Raw genomic sequence first — 26,745 nt, 5'->3', positions numbered from 1 at the left:
CCAAAGCAAAAAAGCCGCGCAACGGCGCGGCTTTCTGCTCTCGGGGGTCACCGGCTACGGGCCCCGAACACGCTGATCCAGCGCCGGGCGCTGGATCAGTCGAACTCCTTCGCATACCCCGACGACACCAGCACCTGCTGCAGCGGTTCGATCAGGCGGACGTTGGCGGCGAGGACCGGGCGGCCGCCGGCGAAGGCGACGTTGAGCGGGCCGGTGGCGCGGCCCTTGAAGTCGCTGACGCGACCGCCGGCCTCGCGGACCAGCAGCACGCCGGCGGCGATGTCCCACGGGTGCACGCCGGCCTCGAAGTAGGCGTCGCTGCGACCGGCCGCGACGTAGGCGAGGTCGAGCGCGGCCGAGCCGGCACGGCGGACGTCCTCGGCGGATTCGAGCAGCGCCTCGACCGCGCGCAGCTGGGCGCCGGCGCGCTTGCGCTCGCGCGGGGCGAAACCGGTGCCGATCATCGCGCCCGACAGCTCCTTGCGGTCGGCCACGCGGATGCGACGCTCATTGAGCTGGGCGCCGGCGCCGCGCGTGGCAGTGAACAGCTCGTTGCGCAGCGGGTCGAAGATCACGCCGTGCAGCGGTTCGCCGCCCTCGACCAGCGCGATCGACACGCACCAGTGCGGGAAGCCGCGCAGGTAGTTGCTGGTGCCGTCGAGCGGGTCGATGACCCAGGTGTAGCGGCTCGCGCCGTTGCGGCCGGGCTTGGCGCCGCCTTCCTCGCCGAGGATGGCGTAGTCGGGATGGGCCCGGCGCAGTTCCTTGACGATCGCTTCCTCGGCCAGGCCGTCGACCTCGCTGGCATAGTCCAGCCGCGCCTTCTCGACGACGTTCAGCGCGTCGAGCTTGTGCATGTTGCGCAGCAGGACGTTGCCGCCGGCACGCGCCGCCTTGACCATGATGTTGACAGCAGGTTGAAGCATCGCGGACGACTCCGGGCGCGGGCAGGTTCGAGGGGAGAAAGAGCGGTGCCGGCGCTTGGCCGGTCGCGCAGTTTACCATTCGCGCCATGCAAGCGCCCCTGAATCCAGATTCCACGCCCGACGCGATCGCCGCGCGCCTGCGCATCGTGCTCGTCGGCACCCAGCATCCCGGCAACATCGGCTCGGCCGCGCGCGCGATCAAGACGATGGGCCTGCACCGGCTGGTGCTGGTCGCGCCGCAGAAGTTCCCGCACGCCGAGGCCGAGGCGATGGCCGCCGGTGCCGACGACGTGCTGGCGTCGGCCGTGCGGTTCGACACGCTGGCCGAGGCGGTCGCCGACTGCCGCCTGGTGCTGGGCTGCACCGCGCGCAGCCGCCGGGTGCAGCTGCGCGAACTGCGCCCGCGCGAGGCGGCGACGACGGCGCACGCGCAGGCGGTGTCCGGCGGCGAGGTCGCGCTGGTGTTCGGCCGCGAACGCACCGGCCTTGAGAACGCGGAACTGCAGCTGTGCCATGCGGCGGTGCACATCCCGGCCAATCCCGACTACAGCTCGCTGAACCTCGCGGCCGCGGTCCAGGTGCTCAGCTACGAACTGCGGCTGGCGTTGCTGGGCGAGGTCTCGGCGCCGCAGGCGGTGACGCCTGCGCCTGCGGACGCGGTGCCGCACGCGCAGCTCGAGGGCTTCTTCGCCCAGCTGGCCGACACGCTCGAGGCAATCGACTTCCACAAGGGCCGCGCGCCGGACTCGGCGATGCGCAAGCTGCGACGGTTGTTCGTGCGGACCGGGCTCGACGCGCAGGAGGTGCGGCTGCTGCGCGGCATTCTGGCCGACGCCCAGCGGATGGCCCGGCTGGCCGGCGAACGCGACCGGTAGCTGCTCCCGCGCGGGGCCGGCTACCGTCGCGGGCCGCCCGGCGGTGCGGTGGGAATTTCCGTCTGCAGCGGGACAGCGCCGCCGATGAGGCTACGTGAGCCGCGCGATCCAGTCGGTCGCCGCGGCCGCCAGCGCGCCGCTGAGCACGCCGAACACGCCGATCGCCAGCAGGCCCGCGGCCCAGGCGACCAGCAGCAGGGCGCCGTCGCGCTCGAGCAGGGCCAGCGCGTAGGCCAGCAGCAGCACCGCGAACACGTAGTTGGTGAACGGAATCGGCAGCGCCAGCAGGATGCCCAGCAGCACCAGCAGCAGGCCGGTGAACATCGTGGCGGCGCGATGGTCGAGGACCGCCGGCAGACGCGGGCGGCTGACCCGTTCCAGGCGCCGGAACCAGGGTTCGAGCACGGTCTCGAAGCGCTGTACGGCGCTGCGGTGCGGGCCGCGCTCGGCGATGAACCGCGGCAGCCATGGTTTGCGCAGCCCGATCAGCAGCTGCAGCCCGACGAAGATCACCAGCGGGCCACCGACCGCGCCACCGACGCCGGGGATCGGGATGAAGGCCGGCAAGGTCGCGACGAACAGCATCATGCCGAACACGCGCTTGTCCAGGCCGGCCAGCAGGTCGCGGAAGCGCAACTGGTCGGCCGGGTCGCCGGCCGCCATCGCCGCGAGCAGTTCCCGGGTCGAGGCTTCCTCGCGCGAAGGGGCGTGCGACCCCTCAGGCCGCATCGTCGGCCTCGTCGTCGGGCAGGCGCTGCAGCAGCAGCTTGTCCACCCGCGGCCCGTCGAGATCGACGATCTCCACGCGCCAGCCGTTGGCGTCGAAATGCTCGCCGACGTTGGGGATCCGGCCGAACTGGGCGATCGTCATGCCGGCAGCGGTATGGAAGATGTGCTCGTCCTCGCCGGGCAGCGACCCGCCGCCGAGCAACTCGCGCACCGCGTCGACCGACAGGCTGCCGTCGACCAGCAGCGAGCCGTCGTCGCGCGTCACGACCAGCGGCGAGGCATCCACGCCGCTGCTCTGCGTGCGGCCGATGACGGCCTCCATCACGTCGTTGACGGTCACCATGCCGGTGATGTCGCCGTACTCGTCGACCACCAGCGCCAGCGACTGCTGGTTCTCGCGCAGGATCTCCAGCAGCTTCATCGCCGGCGTCGACTCGGACACGAACAGCGGCTCGCGCAGGTACTTGAACAGGTCGAAGGCGCCGGCGTCGAGCCGGTCGATCAGCGACTTGATCTCCAGGATGCCGACCACGTCGGCATCGTTGCCGCGCAGCACCGGGTAGCGCGAGTAGGGCGTGTCGCGCATCCGCGCCAGGTTCTCCTCGAACCCAGCGGACACGTCGAGCCAGGCGATGCGCGTGCGCGGCGTCATCAGCGTCTCGGCGTCGCGGTCGCCCAGCGTGAGCACGCGGTTGACCATGTTGCGCTCGTCGGTGTCGATCACGCCCTGTTCGTGGCTTTCGCTCACCAGCAGACGGATCTCCTCCTCGGTCACCTGGGCGGCCTCGGTGTCGTTGAGCCGCAGCAGGCGGAGCAGGCCGCGCACCGAGGCGCTGAGCAGCCAGACGGCCGGGGTCGCGATGCGCGAGAGCCAGTGCATCGGCAGTGCGACCACGCTGGCCACGCGCTCGGGCGCCAGCAGTGCCAGGCGCTTGGGCAGCAGTTCGCCGAGCACGATGGTCAGGAACGTGATCAGGCCGACCGCCAGCACCGTGCCGACGGTGGCCGCGTACGTGCCCAGCGCCGGCAGCTTGGCGGCCAGCCAGCCGCCGATGGCGTTGCCCAGCGCGTCGCCGCCGAGCATGCCGGTCAGCACGCCGATCAGCGTGATCCCGACCTGGACGGTCGACAGGAAGCGCTCGGGGTGCTGGGCCAGTTCCAACGCGGTGCGGGCGCCGCGGCGCTCGGCCATCTGCTTCAGGCGCGGCTTGCGCGAGGTGACGACCGACATCTCCGACAGCGCGAAGAACGCGTTGCAGGCGATGAGCGCCAGGACGATGAGGATCAGCTCAAGCATCGACGTCCGCCCGGTTCAGGCAGGGGCCGGCAGCGATCGTCGGCAGGCGGGGGCGTCGGGAGGCGGGGGGCGGTCTAGGGTCGTCGTCCATGGGTGGCGGGCAGCGCAGGAGGGCGCGGGCCGGACTATAGCAGGTGGCCGCGTGACGACCCGGGCACACCCGGGGTGGTCGCAAGTGTCACGGAGCCGTCATAATTCGCGCTTGCGCAAGCGCCCGGCCCCGCGGGTGCGCGGACAAAGGCGTCGGCATGTTCTCCCTGCAAACCATCTTCGGCCAAGGCAACCAGTTCTACACCCTGCTCGAGGAGGCGGCCGTGGCCGCCCACGACAGCGCCGTGGCGCTGCACGCCATGCTCCGGGAAGCCGACCGCCAGCCGGCGCTCGACGCGTTCAAGCTGGCGCGCATGCGCGAGCGCGAGGCGTCCGACAAGATCAGCCAGGCGCTGGTGGACAGCTTCATCACCCCGATCGAGCGCGAGGACATCGAGGCGCTCGGGTCGGCGCTGTACAAGATCCCCAAGCAGATCGAGAAGTTCGCCGACCGCTACTCGCTGGCCACCCAGCACCTGGAGCACATCGACTTCGCGCCGCGTGCGGCGATGCTCGAGCAGGCCTCGGCGGTCGTGGTGAAGATGGTCAAGGCGCTGCGCAGCATGAAGCTCGAGCCGATGAAGGCGCTCAACGACGAGCTGCGTGCGCTGGAGAACGAGGCCGACCGCCTGATGCTCGAGCTCTATCGCGACATCTATTCGGGCAAGCTCGACCCGCTGCAGATGTTCCTGCTCAAGGAGTTCTTCGAGATCCTCGAGAAGGCCATCGACCGCTGCCGCGAGGCCGGGGTCGTCGCCTACGAGATCGTGCTCAAGAACTCCTGACGGGCCGCCGACCATGCTGACCCTCGTGCTGATCGTGGTCGCGACCGCGCTGGTGTTCGAATACATCAACGGTTTCCACGACACCGCCAACTCGATCGCGACCGTCGTCGCCACCAAGGTGCTCTCGCCGATGCAGGCGGTCGGGCTGGCGGCGTCGATGAACCTGATCGGCGCGCTGATGGGCACCGCGGTCGCCAAGACGATCTCCTCGGGCCTGATCGACGCGGGCGTGATCGACGTCGGCTCGCAGTTGATCCTGTGCGCGCTGCTGGGCGGCATCATCTGGAACCTGATCACCTGGTGGTGGGGCCTGCCGTCGTCGTCGTCGCACGCGCTGATCGGCGGCCTGATCGGCGCCGCGCTGGCCGCGGCCTCCAACAACCTCGACGTGGTCGTGTGGTCGGAACCGGCGACGCCGTTCTGGCAGAGCGCGGGCGTGCTGTGGAAGGTGATCGTGCCGATGGTCAGCTCGCCGGTGCTGGGTTTCGCGGCCGGCTTCTTCATGATGGGCGTGCTGTTCTTCGTGATCTCGATGATGGCGCGCAGCGGCGGCGTGCTGGCGCGCATCGCGCGTCCGCGCTGGGTCAATGCGTTCTTCGGCAAGAGCCAGATCGTCTCGGCCGCCGGCATGGGCTTCGCGCATGGCATGAACGACGCGCAGAAGACGATGGGCATCGTGGCGCTGACGCTGGTCAGCGCCCAGAGCGTGGGCACGCTCGACAACCTGCCCGGCTGGCTGGCGTTCCTGCATCCGTCGGAGGCCGCGCTCAACGACGGCGACATCGACCTGTGGATCAAGATCTCCTGCGCGCTGGTCATGGCCGCCGGTACCGCCGCCGGCGGCTGGCGGATCATCAAGACGCTGGGTCACAAACTGGTCAAGCTGCACCCGATCCACGGCTTCGCCGCCGAGACCAGCGCCGCGTCGGTGATCCTGGGCGCCTCGTCGCTGGGCATCCCGGTCTCGACGACCCACAACATCTCCTCGGCGATCATGGGCGTGGGCACCGCCAAGCGGCTGAACGCGATCAAGTGGTCGGTGGTCAACAAGATGATCTGGGCCTGGATCCTGACGATCCCGATGTCGGGCGGCATCGCCTACGGCCTGTTCCGCGTCTTCCATCACTTCGGTTGGGTGTGACGGGCCGGCCGCCGCTCGGCAAGGGCACGGCCCCGCCGATGCCGACGGCCGGCGAAGCCGATGTCGCACCGCGCGAGCGCATCCTCGCCGCGATCCGCGCGGTGCCGCCGGGCCGCGTGGCCGGCTACGGCCACATCGCGCACCGCGCCGGGCTCCCGGGCCGGGCGCGGATGGTCGCGCGGGTACTGCGCGATCACGGCGACCCGGCGCTGCCGTGGCACCGCATCGTCCGCAGCGACGGGCGCATCGCGTTCCCGGCGGGCTCGCCCGGCTTCGAGGCGCAGGCTGGGCGCCTGCGCGCCGAGGGCGTGGCGGTCGTGCGCGGCCGCGTACGCATGCCGGTCGACGACGGCCTCGACGCGGCGCTGTGGGGGCCCGGCGCGCATGGCTGACGGCGACGCGGCCGACACGGCGCGCCGGTATCATGGCGGCGCATAACGAGGAGTCCGGATGTTCCCGAGGTTGCCGCAGGCCGTCAAAGCGATTCTGGCCATCAATGTCGTGGTGTTCCTGCTGCAGCTGGTGATCGGCGGGCTGCTCGCGCCGTTCATGCTCTGGCCGCTGGGCGGTGCCGATGCCGGTGGGCTGGGCTTCCAGCCGTGGCAGCTGCTGACCTACGGCTTCATGCACGACCCGCGCAACCTGGCGCACCTGGTGTTCAACATGCTGGCGCTGGTGATGTTCGGCGCCCAGCTCGAGTACACCTGGGGCACGCGGCGCTTCGTCACCTACTACCTGGTGTGCGTCGTCGGCGCGGGCCTGTGCCAGCTCGCGGTGGTGACCTGGTCGCTCGCGCAGGGCGCGTTCCCGTATCCCACGCTCGGCGCATCGGGCGGCGTGTTCGGCCTGCTGCTGGCCTACGGCATGCTGTTCCCGAACCAGCGGATCATGCTGCTGTTCCCGCCGATCCCGATGCGCGCACGCACGCTGGTCATCGTCTACGGCCTGGTCGAGCTGGTGCTCGGCATCACCGGCACGCGCTCGGGCGTGGCGCACTTCGCGCACCTGGGTGGCATGCTGTTCGGCTGGCTGCTGATCCAGCACTGGCGCGGCCGCCCGCCGTTCAACCGCGGCCGCCGCCACGTGCGGCGGCTCTGAGCGGGCGAGGGCGTTCACGGGCGTCGGGAATCGGGATCGGAGATTCGTAAGGCGGCCGGCGGCCATCGTAAAGCGCATCGCCCCGTCGAGCAGAAGAAAGGCCGCACGATGTGCGGCCTTGTCGTTTCCGGTCGGTACGGCCGCCGGTCACGGGGATCCGCTTCCACGAATCCCCAATCCCGACTCCCCAATCCCCGTGAGTGGACGGCTTCGCCGACCACTCACCGCCAGATCCGCACCTGGTCCTCGGGCTTGCGGTTGAGCGCGTCGCCGGCCTTGCACTGGAAGGTCTCGGCGAACGCCGGCAGGTTGGCGACCGTGCCGTTGGCGCGCCATTGGCCGGGCGCCTGCGGGCTGGTCGCGGCGTTGCGCGTGGCGGTGTCGACCGCCGACTGCTGTCGCCACAGCTGCGCCCAGCCGCGGAAGAACGCCTCGCGCGCGGGCTTGCCGAGCTCGGGGCTGGCCTGCTGCAGCGCGTCCCAGGCCAGTTCGACGCCGGCCAGGTCGGCGGCGTTCTCGTCGCGGGTCAGCGCACCGTCGACCTGGCCGGCGGTCAGGCCGGGATAGGGATAGGCGTTGTACTGCGCGACCAGCCGGTCGGTCGCCTGCAGCCAGGCGGCGTCGTCGGCCGGGGTCCACCAGGTGCGCAGCGCGTCATTGCCGTCGATGGCCTTGCCCTTCACGTCGACCGCGCGGCTGAGCTCGTGGCCGACCAGGGCGCCGAAGGTGCCGTAATGCGCGGCGCCGTCGGCGGCCATGTCCAGGACCGGTGCCTGCAGCACCGCGGCCGAGACGATCAGGCGGTTCTGCGCCGGGTCGTAGGCCAGCGCCGGTGCCTGTGGCAGCACGTCCCAGCGGCGGCCGGCGTTCGCCTGCCCGATGCGGCGCATTTCCTGGCCGTGGCGCCAGGTCGAGGCGATCAGCATGTTGCTGCCGAAGCTGCCGCGGCCCATCGGCTGCACGGTGTAGTCGATGTCCTGCACCGGGGCGCCGATCTCGATCCGCAGCTTCGCCAGCTTGGCGCGCGCCTCGGCCTTGGTCGGTTCGGTCATCCACACGCTGCGGTCGATGCCGCGGCCCAGCGCGTCGCGCACCTGGCCGGCGATCGTCTCGGCGCGCGCGCGGGTCGCGTCGGGCAGGTACCGGCCGATGTACTCGCGCGACACCATCGGGCCGGCCGCGCGGTTGATCGCGGCGAGCACCTGCTGCTGGCGTGCCGGCTGGGCGGCCTCGCCCCGCAGCACGCGGCCGTGGAAGTCGAACTCGGCGTCGCGGAAGCGCTTGGACAGGTACGGGGCCATCGCGTTGCCGATGTGGAAGCGCAGGTACGCCTTCCACTGCTCGGGCTTGAGCGTGTTGACCAGCGTGTCGAGCTGCTGGAACAGCGCCGCGTCGGCCAGCGAGACCTGCTGGGCAGTGACGTGCTGCGCTTCGAGGAAGTCCTCGAGCTGCAGACGGCGGTACTGCTTGCCCAGGCCCGCGACATCGACCAGCGCGTACTGCGTGCGCGGATCGCGGATGTCGGCCAGCGGCCTGGATGCGGCGGCGATGCGGCGTTCCAGGTCGAGCACCAGCGCGGTCTCGGCGTCGAGCCGGTCCTCGGCGGTGCCGGTCAGCGCCAGGATGTTGCGCACGTACTGCGTGTACTGCGCGACGACCGCCTGGGTCTGCGCATCGCCGCGGCTGTAGTACGCCGGATCGGGCAGTCCCAGGCCGCCCTGCACGAAGTAGGCGATGTGGCGGCTGAGATCGGCGACGTCGACCTCGGCGCCGAAGTTGAACACCACCGGGATGCCGACCGAGTGCAGCGCGGCGATCGACGGCGCGATGTCGCGGGTCCGGCGGATACCGTCGATGCGCGCGATCAGCGGCGCGATCGGCTTGGCGCCGTCGGCCTCGACAGCGGCTTCGTCCAGCCCGCTGGCCCAGAAGTCGCCCAGCAGCTGCTGCACGTTGTTCTGCGGCGCCTGCATCGCGGCATTGAGCAGGTCGTACTGCTGCTGCTGCGCCAGCGTCTGCAGTTCGCCGAGCGCCGAACGCGTGCCCTGGCCGGCGACCAGCACGTTGGCGGCCAGCCAGTCCTTGTTGACGAACGCGTACAGGTCGCTGCAGGCGGTCACCGGCGGCGGGCCCTTCGGCGCCGGCGCACGGCGGCGCTGGGCATCGGCATCGGCGCTGAGGCCGACGAGCAGGGCGATCGACGCGGCGAGCAGGGCCGGGCGGGCGAGGGTGGCATGGATCGGCATTGCGGCTTCCGTTCGGCGTGATGCGCGCAAGTCTAGCAAGCCGTTCGAGGGCCGGACGTGCAGGCCGCGGGCCTGTCCGGCAGCGCGGCGGGCGCGGTCGCCGGGGCCTCCGCGGCCCCCGAAACGACGAGGCCCGGCGTCGCCGCCGGGCCTCGCAGGTCAGCCGGTCGCGGCGGACTGGGGCGTCACCAGATCACGACCTGGCGTTCGCCGTCGCGCACCATCGGATCGCCCGGCTTGCACTGGAACGCGGCCGCGAACGCGGGCAGGTTCGACGGTGCGCCGATCGCGCGGAACGACGACAGCGCATGCTCATCGGTCGCCAGCCGCTGGGTCAGCTGCTCGGGGGTGAAGTTGCGGCGCCACACCGTCGCCCAGCTCAGGAAGAAGCGCTGGTCGCGGGTCATGCCGTCGGTCATCGGATCGGGCGTGCCGGCGGTGGCCTTCTTCATCGCATCAAACGCCGTGGCCAGGCCGCCCAGGTCGGCGATGTTCTCGCCCAGCGTGTGGTTGCCGTTGAGCGCGCGCCCGTCGGGCAGGCGGTAGTCGTCGAACTGCTGGACCAGCTTGCCGGTCCGCGCCTTGAAGCCGGCGAAGTCCTCGGGCGTCCACCAGTCCTCCATGTTGCCGGTCGGCCCGAAGCGCGCGCCCTGGTCGTCGTAGCCGTGGGTCATCTCGTGGCCGATCACCGCGCCGATGCCGCCGTAGTTGATCTCGTCGGTGGCTTCCGGGTCGAAGAACGGCGGCTGCAGGATCGCGGCCGGGAACGTGAGCTGGTTGGCCAGCGGGTTGTAGGACGCGTTGACGGTCTGCGGGCGCATGCCCCACTCGGACTTGTCGACCGGCTTGCCGATCTTGCCCAGGTCCCACTTGTAGTTGAACTCGGTCGCGGCCAGCACGTTGCCCAGGTAGCTCTCGCGCGAGGTGGCCAGGCCGCTCCAGTCGCGCCACTTGTCGGGGTAGCCGACGCGCGGCTCGAACGTCTCCCACTTGGCCAGCGCCTTGCGCTTGGTCTCCGGGCTCATCCACTCCAGGTGCTCGGTGCGCTGCTTGAGCGCGTCGCTGAGGTTGGCGATCAGCGCCTCCATCTTGGCCTTCGACTCGGGCGGGAACGCGACCTGCACGTACAGCTGGCCCATCGCGTGGCCGATCTCGCTGTCGACCGTGCCCAGCACGCGCTTCCAGCGCGGCTCGATCTCCTTCTGACCGCCGAGCGTGCGGTCGTAGAACGCGAAGTGCTGCTGCACGAACGCGTCCGACAGGTACGGCGAGGCGCCGTCGACGACGTGGAAGCGCAGGTAGGCCTTCCACTGCTCGACCGGCACGTCGACCAGCATCCGGTCGACCTCCTGGTGGAACTCGGGCACCGACAGCGACAGCGTCTGCGGCACCGCGACGCCCTGCGACTCGAAGAACGTCGTCCACGGGAAGTTCGGCGTGAGCTTGTCGGCCTCGGCCACGGTGATCGGGTTGTAGTACAGCCCGACGTCGCGCGAGAACGCCTCGCGGGACTTGGAGACCTTGGCGATGCGGGTCTCGAACGCCATCACGTCCTTGGCCTGCGCCTGGGCCTGGTCGGCCGGCACGCCCGACAGCTCGAGCACCTTGGCGATGTGGGCGACGTAGGCCTCGCGGATGCCAGCCTTGTCGGCCGCGCTGTAGTAGGTGGTGTCGGGCAGGCCGAGGCCGCCCTGGCCGGTCGCGGCGATGTTGACCGACGAATCCTTGAAGTCCGGCATCGCGCCGATGCCCCACAGGAAGCCCTGGCCCTTGGCCGCGCTCTCGCGCAGCCACTGCGCGACCGACGCGCCGTCGCGCAGGCCGTCGATTGCGGCGAGCTGGTCCTGCAGCGGTGCCAGGCCCTGCGCCTCGATCGCGGCCTCGTCCATGCCGGTGGCCCAGAAGTCGCCGACCAGCTTCTCGATGCCGGTCGCATCGCTGTGTTCGGCCGCCTGCTGCGCGAGCTGGTGCTGGACCGCGGTCGAGCGCTCGTCGAGCATCTCGAACGCACCCCAGGAGCTGCGGTCGCCGGGAATCGGGTTGGCCGCCAGCCACTTGCCGTTGACGTAGCCACCGAAGTCGGCGCAGGCGTTCTTGGTCGTGTCCAGGTCGTCGATCAGGAAGCGGTTGTAGGGCGGCAGCGAGGCCTCGTCGAGGTGGAATGCCGGCGCCTGGGCCGTCTGCGGTGCGTCGGCGGCGGGGGCCGCGGCATCCTGGCCGCCCGAGCAGGCGGACAGCGCGAGCACGACGGCGCCGGTCAGCAGCAGGCGCTTGGGAACGATCGCAATCAAGGGAATCTCCGGGGAACGGCGCCGGACGGCGCCCTGTGAGCGCGCACTCTACGCCTGCCCCCGGGCACCTGGGGGTGTCGAAGGTCATGCGGGCGCAGGCTGCCGTGGCGGACCGGCGTCGGCAAGCATTCGCGCGCGAGCGCGCTCCTACAGGCGATGGGATGGGCTTCCGAGCCCGCTCCGCCGCGAATGCAGGTCGCGCACAAGCGCGCGCCTACGGGCGATCCGGTGTGGTCCGGTCTTCCGGCGTCCCGGCATTCAACGACCGGCCCTCGCGGCGGGGGCGGGTCAGGGGTGTCGGCTTCGGGCCCGGTACGTCGGTGTTCTTGATCAGCAGCGGGATGCCGGCGCGCGTGTCGTTGTCCGCGGTCTCGAGCTCGAAGCGCTCGGCGTCGAGCCGGCGCACCTGGGCGGCGATCGCGTCGGCCTCGTCGTCGTCGACGCCGAGCGCGCGCAGCGCGGCGGCGCCGAACACCACGGCCGATTCGAAGGTCTCGCGCACCTGCACGTCGACGCCTGCGTTGACCAGCTGCAGCGCGTGCTCGCGGTCGTAGGCGCGTACCAGCAGCCGGGCCTGCGGGAACTCGTGGACGGCGAGCTCGACGATGCGGTCGGCCGCGTCGCGGTCGTCGACGCAGACCGCGATCGCGCGGGCGTCGCGCGCGCCCGAGGCATGCAGCACGTCGAGCCGGGTGCCGTCGCCGTAGTAGACCTTGAAGCCGAACTCAGCCGCGCTGCGGATCATCTCGATGTCGGTGTCGATGATCGTCACGTCGACGTCGCGGGCCAGCAGCGACTGGCTCATGACCTGGCCGAAGCGGCCGAAGCCGATGATCAGCACGCTGCCGGTCTGGTCGGCCACGGCCTCGACGCCGTCGAGCGACGGGCGTTCGCGGCGCGCCGTCCAGCGCCCGGTGGCGAGCACGGCCAGCGGCGTGAGCGCCATCGACAGCACGACGACGGCGGTCAACGTGGCATTGACCCGCGCCTCGATCAGGCCGCTCGCGGCCGCGGCGGCGAACAGCACGAACGCGAACTCGCCGCCCTGGGCCATCAGCACTGCGCGCTCGAGCGCTTCGCGGTGCGCGCTGCGGGTGACGCGCGCGACGACGTAGATGCACGCCGCCTTGGTTGCCATCAGCGCGAGCACGGCCGAGACGATCAGCGGCCAGTCGTCGACGACCACGGCCACGTCCAGCGCCATGCCCACGCCGAGGAAGAACAGGCCCAGCAGGATGCCGCGGAACGGTTCGATGTCGGCCTCGATCTGGTGCCGGAACGCGGACTCGGACAGCAGCACGCCGGCCAGGAACGCACCCATCGCCATCGACAGCCCGCCCAGTTGCATCAGCAATGCCGCGCCGAGCACCACGAGCAGCGCGGCGGCGGTCATCACCTCGCGTGCGCGGGCCGCGGCGAGGATGCGGAACAGCGGGTTGAGCAGGAACATGCCGGCGACGACAAGCGCGACGAGTGAGCCGATGCCGATCGCGACCGCGGTCCAGCGCGACGGTGCGTCCGCCGCCGCCTCCGGGGTCGGCGCCAGGAACGCGATCAGCGCCAGCAGCGGCACGATCAGCAGGTCCTCGAACAGCAGCACCGAGACGATCTTGCGGCCGTGCGGCAGCGCGATCTCGCCACGCTCCGACAGCAGTTGCATGACCACGGCGGTCGAGGTCATCACGAAGCCGGCCGCGCCCACGAACGCGACCGGCCAGGCGAAGCCGAACGCGTGCGCGGCGAGCGTGAGCATCGCGATCGCCAGCAGGATCTGCAGCGCGCCGAGCCCGAAGATCTGGCGGCGCAGCGCCCACAGGTGCGAGGGCCGCATCTCGAGCCCGATCACGAACAGGAACATCACCACGCCCAGTTCGGCGACGTGCAGGATCGCCTGCGGATCGGAGAACCAGCCCAGGCCGAACGGACCGATCGCCAGGCCGGCGGCGAGGTAGCCCAGCACCGAGCCGAGCCTGAGCCGGCGGAACAGCGGCACCGCGACGACCGCCGCGCCCAGCAGCGCGACGATCTGCACCAGCTGTCCGGTGGCGTCGTGGGCGTCGGCCGCCATCGGCTATCTCCGGGGCGCCATCGCCGACAGCAGCAGGAAGCCGCCGGCCAGTCCGAGGTGCTGCAGGAACTGGAGCATCTGCCCGGTGCGGGCGGCGGCGCGCACGGCCCAGAACGGGTGCGAGAGCACCGCGTCGAGAAGCACCAGCGCCGCGGCCGCCAGCGCGGTCCAGCGCAACTGCCAGCCGGCGACGATGAGCACGCCGGCCAGCAACTGGGCGAGGCTGAAGGCCAGCGTCGTGTCGGAAGTGGGCGCGCCGCGCAACGCGGCCCACAGGCGCAGCGCGCCGGCGACGACGAAGACCGCGGCCAGCAGCCAGCGACCGAGCGTGACGGCGCCGCCCTGGGCGCCGGAACCAGAGGCCATCGGAAACTCCATGAACGGGAACCCGACGGAGCGTGCCATATGCGCCGCGGAACGCACAGGTGCGGGCCGCAGCGATGGCGCGGGGCACCGCGGTGCCCTAGAATGCGCGGGTCCTGCAGCGCGGTCGCCCACCCAAGGTCCCCGGACCCGGTCACGATCCTGGTATGCCGCCGGCGCTTCGCGCCGCCCCGGTCCTTATCCCGCACGTCTTTCGTCGCGCAGACACGGCCTCCGGTTTCCCGGTGCCGTCACATCGGATCTCGCAGCGCGGTTTACGGATAGCTCCGGGTCCATCGCCATCGCCACGGCCTTCGGCTGTCGCCCGCTCGCGCGGGCCGCCGGGACGCGGCCTGGCCAACAGGAGTCCACGCATGACCACGTTCGAAACCCTCGGGCTGTCGCCCGCGCTGCTGCGCGCGCTGTCGGAAACCGGCTACACCACGCCCACGCCGATCCAGGCCGAGGCCATACCGCTGGTGCTCGGCGGCCACGACGTCCTGGGCGGCGCGCAGACCGGCACCGGCAAGACCGCGGCGTTCGGCCTGCCGCTGCTGCAGCGGCTGGCCAAGGAGACGCCGGCCAAGGGGCCGCGCAAGCCGCGCGCGCTGATCCTGGTACCGACCCGCGAGCTCGCGGTGCAGGTGTCCGACAACCTCAAGGCCTACGGCCGCCACCTGCGCATGAACGTCACGACGATCTTCGGCGGCGCGGGCATGCAGCCGCAGATCGACAACCTGCGCCGCGGCGTCGACATCCTCGTCGCCTGCCCGGGGCGCCTGCTCGACCACATGGACTCGGGCCACGCGAAGCTCGACGCGGTCGAGCTGCTGGTGCTCGACGAGGCCGACCGCATGCTCGACATGGGCTTCCTGCCGCAGATGAAGCGCATCCTCGGCCGCGTGCCCAAGGAGCGCCAGACGCTGCTGTTCTCGGCGACGTTCGAGCCGCGGATCAAGGCGCTGGCGCTGGAGTTCATGCGCGATCCCAAGCAGGTGCAGGTCGCGGCGAACAACACGATCGCCGACACCATCGTCCATCGTGCACACCCGGTCGACAACGGGCGCAAGCGCGACCTGCTGGTCGAGCTGCTGGCGCGCCGCCACACCGACCAGGTGCTGATCTTCGGCAAGACCAAGCACGGCTGCAATCGCCTGGCCGAGCAGCTGGCCGAGGCGGGCCTGCCGTCGGTGGCGATCCACGGCAACAAGAGCCAGGCGCAGCGGCAGAAGGCGCTGGACGCGTTCAAGGCCGGGCGTGCGCGCATCCTCGTCGCGACCGACGTCGCGGCGCGCGGGCTCGACATCCCGAACCTGCCGCTGGTGATCAACCACGACCTGCCGATGGTCGCCGAGGACTACGTGCACCGCATCGGCCGCACGGGCCGCAACGGGGCCTCGGGCGAGGCGCTGTCGCTGGTGTCGCCGGAAGAGGGCGGGCTGCTGCGGCAGATCCAGCGCATGCTCAAGGCGGAGATCGCGATGGAGACGGTCGAGGGCTTCGAGCCGAGCCAGCCGGTGCGGTTGGACGCGCCGATCCCGAAGAACGGCGGGGGCCAGCGTCGCCAGCCGGCGGGCGGGCGTCCGGGTGCGCGCATGGGCGAGCAGAAGCCGGGCGGACAGCGTCCGCCGCGCAAGCCGGCCGCGCGCGGCCATGGCAAGCCGCAGGACCGCGGCGCGCATGCGCACGCCGGTCCCAAGCAGCACCGCCAGGGCGCGGGCAGGCCGCAGGGCGCACGGCGCGACACGCGCGCCTGATCCACCGGCGCGCGCTCGAACCCCGCTTCCGCTTGCGGAGGCGGGGTTTTTTGTGGCCCCGGTTTGCAGGGGGCGGTTTGAACGTCCCGGTTCGGCGCGTGCGCCTGCCGGGTACCGTGCCCAGTCGCGGCCCGATATCCGCTTGGTGGTCCCGGCACCCGACAGGCGCTGGACACGTTGCGGCGGCGGGCCGGAAAGCGGACGCATGCTGCGGGCCGGTTGCGGTCCTGGGAGTTGGGCGCGGTGATCGAGCGCTGGTGGGTCTGCGCGTGCGCCTGCCGGGTACCGCGCCCAGTCGCGGCCCGATATCCGCTTGGTGGTCACGGCACCCGTCAGGCGCTGGACACGGGGCGTCGGCGGATCGGAAAGCGGAAGGCGCCGGTGCACGTCGCCGCCTGATGCCTGGGAGCGGCATCAGGCGCGCGAGCGGACGTCAGGCGGCCTTGCCCTTGCGCTTGCGCGGTGCCGACGGCTTGTTTCGTGCGGCGGGCAACGTTGCCGCGGGTGGCGCGGCGTGTGCGGCGATGAAGTCGCGCACCTGGGGATAGACCTGGTTGCGCCAGCGGCGGCCGCTGAAGATGCCGTAGTGGCCCGCGCCCTCGACGGTGAGGTGCGCGCGCTCGGCCTCGGCGACACCGGTGCACAGCGTGTGTGCGGCGCGGGTCTGGCCCTCGCCGGAGATGTCGTCGAGCTCGCCTTCGACCGTCAGCAGGGCGGTGCCGGTGATCCGCGACGGATCGACGGACTCGCCGGCGACGACCCAGCGCCCGCGCGGCAGCAGGTGCTGCTGGAACACCACGCGGATCGTGTCGAGGTAGTATTCGGCCGGCATGTCGAGCACGGCGTTGTACTCGTCGTAGAAGCGACGGTGCGCCTGCGCGTCCTCGAGGTCGCCCTTGACCAGGTCCTGGTAGAACGTCCAGTGCGATTCGAGGTGGCGCTCGGGATTCATCGCCATGAAGCCCATGTGCTGCAGGAAGCCCGGATAGACCAGGCGACCGCGTCCGGGGTAGTTCATCGGCACCGGATGGATCACGTTGTGCTGGAACCACGACAGCGGCTTCTCGGTCGCCAGGTTGTTGACCGCGGTCGGCGACTGCCGGGTATCGATCGGCCCGCCCATCATCACCAGCGAGCGGGGCGTCGCCTCGCCGCGTGCGGCCATCAGCGAGACCGCCGCCAGCACCGGCACCGTCGGCTGGCAGACGCTGATCACGTGCAGGTCCTCGGCGCCGATGTGGCGGATGAAGGCCTCGATGTAGGCGACGTAGTCGTCGAGCGAGAACGCGCCGGCCTCGGTCGGCACCATGCGTGCGTCGACCCAGTCGGTGATGTAGACCTTGTGGTCGCGCAGCAGCGTGCGCACGGTGTCGCGCAGCAGCGTCGCGTGGTGGCCCGACAATGGCGCGACGACGAGTACGCGGGGCTGGGCGCGGATGACGTCGAGGTGTGCCGGGTCGTCGGTGTAGCGCTTGAAGCGCAGCAGCTTGCAGAACGGCATGTCCAGCTCGTCGAGCTGCACGACCGGGTAGGTGCGCCCGTTGTGCTCGACCGAATGGATGTCGAACGCCGGCTTCTCGTAGTCCTTGCCGATCCGGTACAGCAGCTCGTTGGCGGCCGAGACCTGCTCCGCGCCGGCCAGTTGCGACAGCCAGGTGCCGCCGGGGCCGTAGGCCTTGGCGGTGGCGTCGGCCAGCAGCGTCCACGGCTTCATCCACGCGCGGCCGAGTTCGTGCAGTTGGTAGAACAGCATGGGCAGGGGTCCGGGCGGTCTGTTGCGATGCAACATATTGTAGGCCGCATGAACCGGTCCTGCCGGCCGGGTCAGACCGGGCCCGGCAGCTCCAGCGCGGTCGCCGCGTCGGCCAGGGCCGGCGAGAGCCAGCAATGCGAGCCCAGCGGCCGGAAGCCCACGGCCGCGAAGCGGTCGCGGTAGAAGCGGGCGGGGCGCCGGCGGAAGCCGTCGTCGTCGCCCTCGGCGCCGTCCTCGCGGGCGAACGTCTCCAGGAAGGCGACGCCGCCGCACAGTTCGGCCAGGCCCGGCAGGCCGCGATCGAGTTCGCGCGCATCGAGGTAGTGCAGCACGTCGCTGCACACCAGCAGGTCGACCGGGGCACAGGGCCGCAGCATCGCGAAATCGCCGAAGCGGGCGAGGTGCAGGTTGCGCGCGCGGCCGTAACGCCCGACGGCGTACGCGCTGGCGTCGAAGCCCAGGTACTGCGCGCGGGGCCGCAGCTTGAGCAGTGGCGCGCGCCATGCGCCCTCGCCGCAGCCGACGTCGAGCACGCTGCGCAGCGGCCGTTCGAGGTGGTATTCGGCGGTCGCGACCGCGAGCGCGACCTTGCGCGCCAGGCGCGCCGGACCGCCGATGTCGCCGGCGCGGTACCAGCGGTCGAAATAGGCGCGGTCGTACTGCTTGGTCATCGGGTCGGGCCTGGGGATGGGGGGCTCATCTTATGGACCCTGTCCACGAAACTGTAGGCGCGGCCCGTGGCTGCGAGGGCTTTCCGGGGCAGGCGCTCTTCGCGCGCGAGCGCGCTCCTACGCGGGGCGCTGCGTCCGCTGTAGGAGCGGCCTTGGCCGCGAGGGCTTTCCGGGGCAGGCCTCTTCGCGCGCGAGCGCGCTCCTACGGGTGATCGCAGTCTCCGTAGGAGCGGCCTTGGCCGCGAGGGCTTTCTCTGGGCAGGTCCATCGCGCGCGAGCGCGCTCCTACGGGTGATCGCAGTCTCCGTAGGCGCAGCCTCGGCCGCGAGGACCTGGATGCGGCATCGCGCGACGGTCCGGCGCGGCCCGGCCCATGCGATCCTATGCGCCAGCCAGAGGAGCCAGCGCGCGATGCAAGCCTATCTGTGGGTCAAGACCTTCCATCTCGTTTTCGTCATGGCCTGGGTCGCCGCGGCGTTCTACCTGCCCCGGATCCTGATCAACCTGGTCGAGGCCGGCGGGCGTGGCGAGGTCCACGAACGGCTGGTGCTGATGGGACGGCGCCTGTACCGCTTCGGCCACGTGATGGCGGGCCTGGCGGTCGCGCTGGGCCTGGTCCTGTGGCTGGGCTACCGCGTGCTGCCGGACTTCCCGACGATGGTCGGCGGCGCGGGCTGGATGCACGCCAAGCTGCTGCTGGTGGTGCTGCTGTTCGCGCACTTCGTGGTCGGCGGGCGCTGGCTCAAGGGCGCCGGGCGCGGTCGGCCGCTGCCCTCGACCGGGGCGCTGCGCTGGTTCAACGAGGTGCCGGTGCTGCTGCTGGTGGGCGTGGTGTACCTGGTGATCGCCAAGCCGTTCTGACGCCCCTGCGCTGCAGGATTTCTCACTGCATGGACCACCCGTGGCTGACCGTCAGGCTCTGGCCGGTCAGCGCGTTGGTCTCGAACGCGGCCAGCATCAACGCGACGTTGGCGACGTCGTCGAGCGTGGTGAACTCGCCGTCGACCGTGTCGCGGAGCATGATCTCGCGCACCACCGCGTCTTCGCTGATGCCCAGCGCGCGGGCCTGTTCGGGGATCTGCCGCTCGACCAGCGGCGTGCGCACGAAACCCGGACAGACCACGTTGGCGCGCACGCCGTACTCGGCCCCTTCCTTGGCCACCGCGCGCGCCAGCCCGAGCAGGCCGTGCTTGGCGGTGACGTAGGGGGCCTTGAGCTTCGAGGCCAGGTGCGAGTGCACCGAGCCCATGTAGACGATCGCGCCGCCTTCGCGGCGCCGCGCCATGTCGCGCAGGCACTCGCGCGTGGTCAGGAACGCGCCGTCCAGGTGGACCGCGAGCAGCCGCTTCCAGTCGGCGAAGTCGAAGTCGACGATCGGGCTGACGATCTGGATGCCGGCGTTGGCGACCAGCACGTCGATCCGGCCGTAGTGCGCGATCGCCCGGGCGATGCCGTCCACGACCTGCGGCTCGTCGGCGACGTCCATCGCCACCGGGAAGGCATCGCCGCCGCTGGCCCGGATCTCTGCGGCCACTGTCTCCGCGGCGGCGTGCGCGAGGTCGGCGACGACCACCCGGCCGCCGGCCGCGGCGTAGACCTCGGCGATGCGCCGGCCGATGCCGCTGGCCGCGCCGGTGACCACGCAGACCTTGCCGTCGAGACGATTCATGGACGCCGCTCCGCTCCGAATGGGATGCGGTGAGCTTAGCGGGTCGAGGCGACGGTTCGCATCGCCCCCTCCTGCAAGATGCTGCGTTGCTGTAGGAGCGCGCTCGCGCGCGATCGGGCTGTTCTGGAAAAGCCCCATCGCGCGCAAGCGCGCTCCTACGTGGGAATGGCCGGCGTTGGCTGCCGTCAGTCGGTGCGCGCCTGCGACACGACGGGCACGCCATCGGCATTGCGCTGCGTCGCAGCTGCGCTCGGGATACCGCTCTTGTAGGAGCGCGCTCGCGCGCGATGGGGCTGTTCCGGAAACGCCTGATCGCGCGCGAGCGCGCTCCTACGGGGAATGGCCGGCGTTGGCGGCCGTCAGTCGGTGCGCGCCGGCGCGTCGACGGGCGCCATCGCCGGCAGTTCGACCGGCACGCCGTCGGCATTGCAGTGTCCGCCCGCGCACAGCTGCGTGCGCAGGGCCGGCGTGGCCTGCACGAGGATGTGGTAGATGGCGTTCTGCTCCATCGTGCCGCGGATCGCATCGCTGCCGGGGCCGCGCGCCCAGATACCGACGTCGTCGCCGCCGTGCGATTCGCTCTTCATCGGCACCAGCGCTTCCTGCATGAAGTCCGGATGTTCGGTGTCGACCTCGCGCAGGTCGGGGCGCCCGTTCGCCGGCTCGAAGCTGGCGGGCGTGTGGTGGTGGGTCTTGGGCCCGGCCGGCTGCCGGTTGCTGGCGCCGGTGTAGCCCGGGCCGTTGGCGTAGACCAGCGTGGTGTAGGTCAGGCCGGTCGCGTCGAGCGCGTAGGCGGTCGGGTCGCCTTCCTCGCCGGCGCGCCCGCGCACCTTGCCCAGGATCGGGTTGCCGCGCGCGGGATAGCCGACGAAGTTCAGCGTGTGCGAATGGTCGGCGGTGACCAGGATCAGCGTGTCGTCGGCCGAGGTGGCCTCGACCGCGGCCTGCACCGCGCGCGACATCGCGACGGTCTCGTCCAGCGCGCGGAACGCGTTGCCCTCGTGGTTGGCGTGGTCGATGCGCGCGCCCTCGACCAGCAGCACGTAGCCCTTGCCGCCCTTGTCCAGCCGCTCGATCGCGAAGCGGGTCATCTCGGCCAGGTCGGGCTCGCCGTCGTCGCCGCGGTCGCGGTCGTGCTCGTACTGCATGTGGTCGTGCTCGAACAGCCCGAACACCGCGTCGGCGTCGCGCGCAGCGCGCAGCTGCGCGGTGTTCCAGACGAACGCGCCGCCCGGGTGGGCCGCGCGCCATTCGGCGGTCAGGTCGCGGCCGTCGAGGCGCTGGCCGACCTTGTCGTCGTACTCGGGGTCGCGCATGCCGGCCGGCAGGAACATGCCGCGGCCGCCGCCCAGCAGCACGCGCGGGCCGCGCCCGGGCGCGAAGTCCAGCAGCTGCTGGGCGATGTCGCGGCAGCCCGCGGCGCGGGCCTCCTCGGGCAGGTCGGCGTCGTTCTCCCAGTTGCGGTCGGGCACGTGGGCATAGGTCGCGGCCGGGGTCGCGTGGGTCAGCCGCGCGGTCGTGACGATGCCGGTCTCCAGGCCCGCGTCGCTGGCCAGCCGCAGCCACGACTGCACGTGGCGCTGCCGGCTGTCGGCGCAGTCGAAACGGTCGCCGGCCGAGACGCCGATCGCCCCCATGTGCGACTTCACGCCGGTCGCGACCGCGGTCATCGTGCCGGCCGAATCGGGCGTCTGCGAATCGGTGTTGTAGGTCTTGCTCAGCCCGGTGTGCGGGAAGCGCTCCCAGCTCAGCTGGTGCTCCTCGCCGCTGCCGCCGTTGCGCTGGCCTTCGAGGATGCGCGCCGCGGCGACCGTGGTCAAGCTCATGCCGTCGCCGAGGAACACGATGACGTTCTTCGCGTTGCCGGCCATCGCGCCGTTGCCCGCCGCGCGTGCGGCGCCGCTGCGGTACCACCACTGCGCGGTCTCGTCGGCGCGGCCGGCGGCGGCCGGGACGTCGACGTGGACCACGGTGCCGGCACCAGCCGGGGCGGCAGGATCGACGGAGGCGCAGGCGGCGCAGAGCAGGGTCAGGGTGCAGGCGAGGGCCGCGGAGGAAACGCGCATGGGCAGTCGGACCGGAAGCGGAAAATGCGGCGCATAGTATGCCCGCCCGTGATGGCAGCCCGATGTCAGCCGCGGTGGCGCGCTACCATCGGCGGGTTCCGGCGGGGCGCCCCCCCACGCCTGCCGGTGCGGGACGACGACGATGACGCTGACCATTGCGCTGCTCGAGGACGACGACATGTTGCGCGACCGCATCCTGCTGCCGCGCCTGGCCGACTTCGGCTTCCAGATCGAGGGCATGGCCAGTGCGGCCGAGCTCGAGGCGCGCCTGCGTCGCGGCGTCCCGGACATCGTCGTGCTCGATGTCGGCCTGCCCGACGCCAGCGGCTACGACGTCGCGCGGGGCTTGCGCACACGCCATCCGCGGATGGGGATCGTGATGCTGACCGCGCGGCGCGACACGCCCGACCGCGTGCGCGGGCTCAACGAGGGCGCCGACGCCTATCTGGCCAAGCCGGTCGAGATCGACCTGCTCGCCGCGACGCTGCACAGCCTGGCCCGTCGCCTGCACGGCGATGCGCCGTCGCCGGCACCGGCCGATGGCTGGCGGCTGGCCGACAATGGCTGGAGCCTGGTCGGGCCCAGCGGCCACGGCGCCGCGCTGACCAAGTCCGAGCGCCGGATGATGCAGTGCCTGGTCGACGCGGAGGGCGAGACGGTCGCGCGCGACCGCCTGATCGCCGCGGTCTCCGACAACGTCCACGACTTCGACCCGCATCGCCTCGACACACTGATCTACCGCCTCCGCCGCAAGGTCGCCGACGCCTGCGGCGATGCGCTGCCGCTATCGGCGGTGCACGGCGAGGGCTACGTGCTGACCTCGCTGCGCTGAGCGGCCGGCGCCTCGGGCGCACGCGGCAGGCGGATGCGGAACGTCGTGCCCGCACCGGGGGCGCTGTCGACGTCGATCGTGCCGCCGGCGCTGGTCACCAGGCTGTGCACCACGGCCAGGCCCAGGCCGGTGCCGCTGCAGGTGGCCTTGGTGCTGAAGAACGGTTCGAAGATCCGCCGGCGCACGGCCTCGCCCATGCCGTGGCCGTCGTCGCGCAGCACGATCTCGATCGCGCCGTCGTCGGATTCGCCCGCATCGATCGCGAACGTGCCGCCGTCCGGCATCGCGTCGCGGGCGTTGGAGGCGAGGTTGAGCAAGGCCAGGTCGAAGTGGTGGCGGTCGATGCGGATCGGCAGCGCCGCCTCGCCGCGCGGCACGTGCACGCGCACGTCGGGGCCGAAGGTCTGCCGCAGCATCGGCGCCAGCTCGGCCAGCGCGCGGCCGACGTCGATCGTCTCCAGCGCGGCGGGCTGCGGACGGGCGAAGGTCAGCAGCTTGCGCGTCAGCGCCATGCCGCGCTGGGCCGCTTGTTCCACCCCTTCGAGCGCCTGCGCCAGCGCCTCGGCGCGGGCGTGCGCGTCGGCGCCCGGGTCGACCCGGTGCCGCTCGCCGGAGAACGCCGCCATCAGCGCCAGGATGTTGTCGAAATCGTGCGCCACACCGCTGGCCAGGCGGCCGGTGGCCTCGAGCTTCTGCGCCTCGATCAGCTGCGCCTGCGCGCGTTCGCGCTCGCGCATCTCGTTCTCCAGCCGCGCGCCGCGCGCCTTCGATTCGGTCAGCGCCTCGCGCAGCGCCGCGATGCTGCGGTCGAGCACCAGCGTGATCACCAGGTAGCTCATGAAGAACGACGGCAGCAGCACCGCCGCGCGCGTGAGCGCCTGCTCGGCGCGCACGTTCGGCACCAGCGCCACGCCCACGCCGATCAGCACCACGCCCAGCAGCATCAGGAACACCGTCCACAGCGCGCGGCGCCCGAGGATCAGGCCGGCGATCACCAGCGTGAGCATCTGCGCGGTCTGGTCGATCAGCACGCCGGTGGTCGCGTAGCCCACGCTGGCCGCGCCCAGCTGCGCGGTCACGAACAGCGCGATCGCGCCGCGCAGCGCGCCACGTCGGATCATCCACCAGCACACGAAGCACAGCAGCGCAGCGACGATGTCGGCGGCGATGAACGGCCGGAACTGCGGCGCGAGCATGCCCACCGCGATGTGCCGCCACCAGTTGAGCGGCACGGTGACGCCCAGGAACAGGAACAGCACCTGCAGCGTCGCCGCGTTGCGGCGGTCCATGGGCTCGTCGAGCGGCACGCGCTGGAGCCAGTCGGGGATGCGCCGGAGCTGGGACGCGGTCCGACGAAGCAGGCGGGGGAGCGGGCGCGACGGCATGGACCTGGCCGTCGGCGGACGGAATGTGAGAAGTCGTGATCATCCGGCCAGATTCGGAGTGTGACAAGTCACGCGACTGACACTTAGTGTCGGGGCCTGGCCGCAACGGCCACTGCCCCGCCGGACGGTGGGGCCCGTCGACGGGACTCGACATGCAGCAATGGCACGACGGACGCGGCAGGGGGGCCGCGTTCGTGGACGTGTCCACCGACTTCGTCTCATTCCAGGGGTTAACGCAATGAACAGGATCTACAGGCTGGTCAGGAACCGCACGACCGGGCGGCTCGTCGTCGCCTCCGAACTGGCGCGTCGCGGCGGCCGCGCCGGTACCGCGACCGCGGCCGGGACGCTCGCGCTGGTCGCGGCGCTGGGCGCACTGCCGGGCGCGGCGTTCGCCGACGACGATGCCGCAGAGCCGGATGCCGACGCCGCGGCGTCGGTCCCGTACTTCGCCGCGGTCGGTCGCGAGAACCCGGATGAGGACGCGGGGGCGTTCGCGGCCGGCGAGGAGGCCACCGCGGCCGGCGAGACCGCGACCGCGATCGGCTACGGGGCCTCGGCCTACGGCGCCGGCGCGACCGCGTACGCGAACGGCACGATCGCGGTCGGCCACAACGCGCTGGCGCTGGCCGAGAACGCGCTGGCGCTGGGCGCCAATGCCGAGGCCGGCAACCTCAACACGATCGCGATCGGCACCGAAGCGACCGCGCTGGGCGACCAGAGCGTCGCGATCGGCCTGGGCGCCTACAGCGACGGCCCGGCGAGCATGGCGGTCGGCGCGCACAGCAGCGCCGAGGGCATGTGGGCGACGGTGTTCGGCTACAACGCCAGCGCGAACGGCGAGATGGCGCATGCACTGGGCACCGGTGCCGGGGCGAGCGGCTACAACGCGACGGCGGTCGGCGGCAGCGCGCAGGCCTACGAGGAAGGGTCGACGGCGCTGGGCGCGGGTGCGAGCGCGCGCGGCGGCTACGCGACCGCGGTCGGCAATTTCAGCTTCGCATCCGGTTTCCGGTCGGTGACGCTGGGCAACGGCGCCTATGCCAACAGCGAGGCATCGATCGCGGCTGGCTTCCAGGCGATCGCAGAAGGCGACGGCGCGCTCGCGCTCGGCACCTGGGCCAACGCCGGTGGGTTCCGCCCTTGGGAACTGGGCGGCGGTCCTGGCGGGCGCGAGGCGGCGCCGTATGCGGTCGCGCTCGGCGGGTTCAGCACCGCGCTGGGACGCAACGCGCTGGCGCTGGGTTTCCAGTCGCTGACGCTGGAAGAAAACTCGGTCGCGCTGGGCGCCGGCTCGCTGGCCGACCGCGGCAACGCGGTGTCGGTCGGCGCCTCGCAGGCGTGGACGAACATCAACGACGGCACGATCAATGAGGCCTTCACCCGCCAGATCATCAACGTCGCCGCCGGCACCGAAGATACCGACGCGGTGAACCTCGCCCAGCTCAAGGCGGTCTCCGGCGACCTCGGCGAACTGGCCGAAGGCGTGGTGCGCTACGACGGCGCCGACAAGGCCCGGGTGCGTTTCGAAAGTGCCGACGGCACGGTGCTGGACAACGTCGCCGTCGGCCGGATCGCCGCCGACAGTCGCGAGGCGGTCAACGGCAGTCAGGTGCACGCCGCGCTCGGCAGCGTGGCCGACGCGCTCGGCGGCGGCGCGACCGTCACTGCGTTCGGCACGGTGTCCGCGCCGGCCTACGTGCTGCAGGGCGTGCAGTACACGTCGATCGGCCAGGCGCTGGGCGCGCTCGACGCGCACATCAGCCGGATCGACGAACGCATCGGCGCGGTGGAAGGCGCCGGGCGCGGGATCGCGATCGGCGGCGACGGCGAGGCCAGCGTCGGGCCCGACAGCCCGAACGGGGTCGCGGTCGGCAGCGGCGCGACCGCCAACGGCGAGAACGGCGTGGCGGTCGGCGGCGGCGCGTACGCGCACGGGCCCAACGACACCGCGGTCGGCGGCAACGCGCAGGTGCACGCCGACGGCAGCACGGCGCTGGGCGCCAACACCACGATCTCGGCCGGTGCCACGAACGCCGTGGCCGTGGGCGAGGGCGCATCGGTATCGGCCGCCTCGGGCACGGCGATCGGGCAGGGCGCCTCGGTGACCGCGGAGAACGCGGTCGCGCTGGGCCAGGGCTCGGTGGCCGACCGCGCGAACACGGTGTCGGTCGGCAGCGCCGGCAATGCACGACAGGTCACCAACGTCGCCGCCGGCACCGCCGCGACCGACGCGGCCAACGTGGCGCAGCTGCAGGCCGGCGTGACCGAGGCCAAGGCGTACACCGACACCACCGCGACCAAGACGCTGTCGTCGGCGAACGCCTATACCGACCAGCGCTTCGCGGCCTGGAACGACGACTTCACCGCCTACCGGGGCGACGTCGAACGGCGCTTCAGCGACGTCGACCGCCGGCTCGACAAGCAGGGGGCGATGAGCGCGGCGATGCTCAACATGGCGACCAACGCCGCCGGCACGCAGAGCCCGCGCGGGCGCGTGGCGGTGGGTGCTGGCTTCCAGAGCGGCGAGCGCGCGCTGTCGGTGGGCTACGCCCGCAAGCTCGGCGACCGCGGCTCCTTCAGCCTGGGCGGTGCGTTCAGCGGGGACGAAGCGTCGGCCGGCATCGGCTTCGGCATCGACCTGTGATCCCCGGCCGGCGGTCGCCGCAGGCCGTTCCCCACTGCCCGGTCCCGACGGCGCGA

21 protein-coding genes are annotated in these 26,745 nt (G+C 71.8%); 9 read left to right on the top strand and 12 right to left on the bottom strand.

Annotated elements, in window-relative coordinates:
* Nucleotides 1–95: 95 nt before the first annotated feature.
* Complete coding sequence (locus WQ56_RS05505; RefSeq protein WP_047136083.1) at nucleotides 96–926, bottom strand: inositol monophosphatase family protein; 831 nt, start codon at nucleotides 924–926, stop codon at nucleotides 96–98.
* Between the two features lie 86 nt (nucleotides 927–1,012).
* Here WQ56_RS05505 and WQ56_RS05500 point away from each other — a divergent pair, with 86 nt between their 5' ends.
* Complete coding sequence (locus WQ56_RS05500; protein ID WP_047136082.1) at nucleotides 1,013–1,801, top strand: RNA methyltransferase; 789 nt, start codon at nucleotides 1,013–1,015, stop codon at nucleotides 1,799–1,801.
* A 90-nt stretch (nucleotides 1,802–1,891) separates the two neighbouring features.
* Here WQ56_RS05500 and WQ56_RS05495 read toward each other — a convergent pair whose 3' ends face one another.
* Both WQ56_RS05495 and WQ56_RS05490 read right to left on the bottom strand, forming a co-directional pair.
* Nucleotides 1,892–2,530 (bottom strand): exopolysaccharide biosynthesis protein, encoded by a 639-nt coding sequence (locus WQ56_RS05495; RefSeq protein ID WP_047136081.1) that lies wholly within the window; start codon nucleotides 2,528–2,530, stop codon nucleotides 1,892–1,894.
* Entirely contained in the window at nucleotides 2,520–3,827 is a 1,308-nt protein-coding gene (locus WQ56_RS05490; protein WP_047136080.1) for a hemolysin family protein, read from the bottom strand. The genes WQ56_RS05495 and WQ56_RS05490 overlap by 11 nt, the downstream gene beginning before the upstream one ends.
* Before the next feature lie 248 nt (nucleotides 3,828–4,075).
* On the opposite strand from WQ56_RS05490, the gene WQ56_RS05485 reads away from it, so the two are divergent.
* The 4 genes from WQ56_RS05485 to WQ56_RS05470 are packed head-to-tail and all read left to right on the top strand — an operon-like array spanning nucleotide 4,076 to nucleotide 6,941.
* Nucleotides 4,076–4,702, top strand: a complete 627-nt coding sequence (locus WQ56_RS05485; protein ID WP_047136079.1) for a DUF47 family protein — start codon at nucleotides 4,076–4,078, stop codon at nucleotides 4,700–4,702.
* Between the two features lie 13 nt (nucleotides 4,703–4,715).
* Nucleotides 4,716–5,843, top strand: coding sequence for an inorganic phosphate transporter (locus tag WQ56_RS05480; RefSeq protein ID WP_047136078.1), 1,128 nt, complete (start codon nucleotides 4,716–4,718; stop codon nucleotides 5,841–5,843).
* Between the two features lie 38 nt (nucleotides 5,844–5,881).
* Nucleotides 5,882–6,235 (top strand): MGMT family protein, encoded by a 354-nt coding sequence (locus tag WQ56_RS05475; RefSeq protein ID WP_047136154.1) that lies wholly within the window; start codon nucleotides 5,882–5,884, stop codon nucleotides 6,233–6,235.
* Nucleotides 6,236–6,293: 58 nt separating this feature from the next.
* The gene (locus WQ56_RS05470) at nucleotides 6,294–6,941 is read left to right on the top strand and encodes a rhomboid family intramembrane serine protease (RefSeq protein WP_047136077.1); all 648 of its coding nucleotides are present in this window, start codon (nucleotides 6,294–6,296) and stop codon (nucleotides 6,939–6,941) included.
* Nucleotides 6,942–7,162: 221 nt separating this feature from the next.
* Here WQ56_RS05470 and WQ56_RS05465 read toward each other — a convergent pair whose 3' ends face one another.
* The 4 genes from WQ56_RS05465 to WQ56_RS05450 form a co-directional block, all read right to left on the bottom strand.
* The gene (locus WQ56_RS05465; protein ID WP_047136076.1) at nucleotides 7,163–9,187 is read right to left on the bottom strand and encodes a M13 family metallopeptidase; all 2,025 of its coding nucleotides are present in this window, start codon (nucleotides 9,185–9,187) and stop codon (nucleotides 7,163–7,165) included.
* Nucleotides 9,188–9,372: 185 nt separating this feature from the next.
* Nucleotides 9,373–11,475: a M13-type metalloendopeptidase gene (locus tag WQ56_RS05460; protein ID WP_047136153.1), complete on the bottom strand. Its 2,103-nt coding sequence runs from the start codon at nucleotides 11,473–11,475 to the stop codon at nucleotides 9,373–9,375.
* A 217-nt stretch (nucleotides 11,476–11,692) separates the two neighbouring features.
* On the bottom strand, nucleotides 11,693–13,546 hold the full coding sequence (locus tag WQ56_RS05455; RefSeq protein ID WP_047136075.1) for a monovalent cation:proton antiporter-2 (CPA2) family protein: 1,854 nt from the start codon (nucleotides 13,544–13,546) through the stop codon (nucleotides 11,693–11,695).
* Between the two features lie 3 nt (nucleotides 13,547–13,549).
* A complete protein-coding gene (locus WQ56_RS05450; protein WP_047136152.1) occupies nucleotides 13,550–13,912 on the bottom strand; it encodes a hypothetical protein in 363 nt (120 codons plus the stop codon).
* 371 nt (nucleotides 13,913–14,283) lie between these two features.
* On the opposite strand from WQ56_RS05450, the gene WQ56_RS05445 reads away from it, so the two are divergent.
* The gene (locus WQ56_RS05445; protein ID WP_047136074.1) at nucleotides 14,284–15,666 is read left to right on the top strand and encodes a DEAD/DEAH box helicase; all 1,383 of its coding nucleotides are present in this window, start codon (nucleotides 14,284–14,286) and stop codon (nucleotides 15,664–15,666) included.
* 433 nt (nucleotides 15,667–16,099) lie between these two features.
* Here the strand turns inward: WQ56_RS05445 and phaZ are convergent, their stop codons facing one another.
* Together phaZ and WQ56_RS05435 are read right to left on the bottom strand one after the other, a co-directional pair.
* On the bottom strand, nucleotides 16,100–17,419 hold the full coding sequence (gene phaZ, locus WQ56_RS05440) for a polyhydroxyalkanoate depolymerase (protein WP_156170367.1): 1,320 nt from the start codon (nucleotides 17,417–17,419) through the stop codon (nucleotides 16,100–16,102).
* A 71-nt stretch (nucleotides 17,420–17,490) separates the two neighbouring features.
* Nucleotides 17,491–18,090, bottom strand: a complete 600-nt coding sequence (locus WQ56_RS05435; protein WP_047136073.1) for a class I SAM-dependent methyltransferase — start codon at nucleotides 18,088–18,090, stop codon at nucleotides 17,491–17,493.
* A gap of 411 nt (nucleotides 18,091–18,501) precedes the next feature.
* On the opposite strand from WQ56_RS05435, the gene WQ56_RS05430 reads away from it, so the two are divergent.
* Nucleotides 18,502–18,951 (top strand): CopD family protein, encoded by a 450-nt coding sequence (locus WQ56_RS05430; RefSeq protein ID WP_047136072.1) that lies wholly within the window; start codon nucleotides 18,502–18,504, stop codon nucleotides 18,949–18,951.
* Nucleotides 18,952–18,973: 22 nt separating this feature from the next.
* Here WQ56_RS05430 and WQ56_RS05425 read toward each other — a convergent pair whose 3' ends face one another.
* A complete protein-coding gene (locus WQ56_RS05425) occupies nucleotides 18,974–19,759 on the bottom strand; it encodes a 3-hydroxybutyrate dehydrogenase (RefSeq protein WP_047136071.1) in 786 nt (261 codons plus the stop codon).
* Nucleotides 19,760–20,118: 359 nt separating this feature from the next.
* Entirely contained in the window at nucleotides 20,119–21,825 is a 1,707-nt protein-coding gene (locus WQ56_RS05420; protein ID WP_047136070.1) for an alkaline phosphatase, read from the bottom strand.
* Between the two features lie 142 nt (nucleotides 21,826–21,967).
* On the opposite strand from WQ56_RS05420, the gene WQ56_RS05415 reads away from it, so the two are divergent.
* The gene (locus WQ56_RS05415) at nucleotides 21,968–22,657 is read left to right on the top strand and encodes a response regulator transcription factor (RefSeq protein WP_047136069.1); all 690 of its coding nucleotides are present in this window, start codon (nucleotides 21,968–21,970) and stop codon (nucleotides 22,655–22,657) included.
* Here the strand turns inward: WQ56_RS05415 and WQ56_RS05410 are convergent.
* Nucleotides 22,633–23,946: an ATP-binding protein gene (locus tag WQ56_RS05410; RefSeq protein ID WP_231583360.1), complete on the bottom strand. Its 1,314-nt coding sequence runs from the start codon at nucleotides 23,944–23,946 to the stop codon at nucleotides 22,633–22,635. The genes WQ56_RS05415 and WQ56_RS05410 overlap by 25 nt on opposite strands.
* A 334-nt stretch (nucleotides 23,947–24,280) precedes the next feature.
* On the opposite strand from WQ56_RS05410, the gene WQ56_RS05405 reads away from it, so the two are divergent.
* On the top strand, nucleotides 24,281–26,689 hold the full coding sequence (locus tag WQ56_RS05405; RefSeq protein ID WP_052772862.1) for an ESPR-type extended signal peptide-containing protein: 2,409 nt from the start codon (nucleotides 24,281–24,283) through the stop codon (nucleotides 26,687–26,689).
* The last annotated feature ends 56 nt before the right edge of the window (nucleotides 26,690–26,745 follow it).

The sequence above is a fragment of the Luteimonas sp. FCS-9 genome, from assembly GCF_001014645.1.
Lineage (GTDB): Bacteria > Pseudomonadota > Gammaproteobacteria > Xanthomonadales > Xanthomonadaceae > Luteimonas.
Note: the sequence above shows the minus strand (reverse complement) of the source record. Positions and strands in the feature narration are given on the sequence as shown.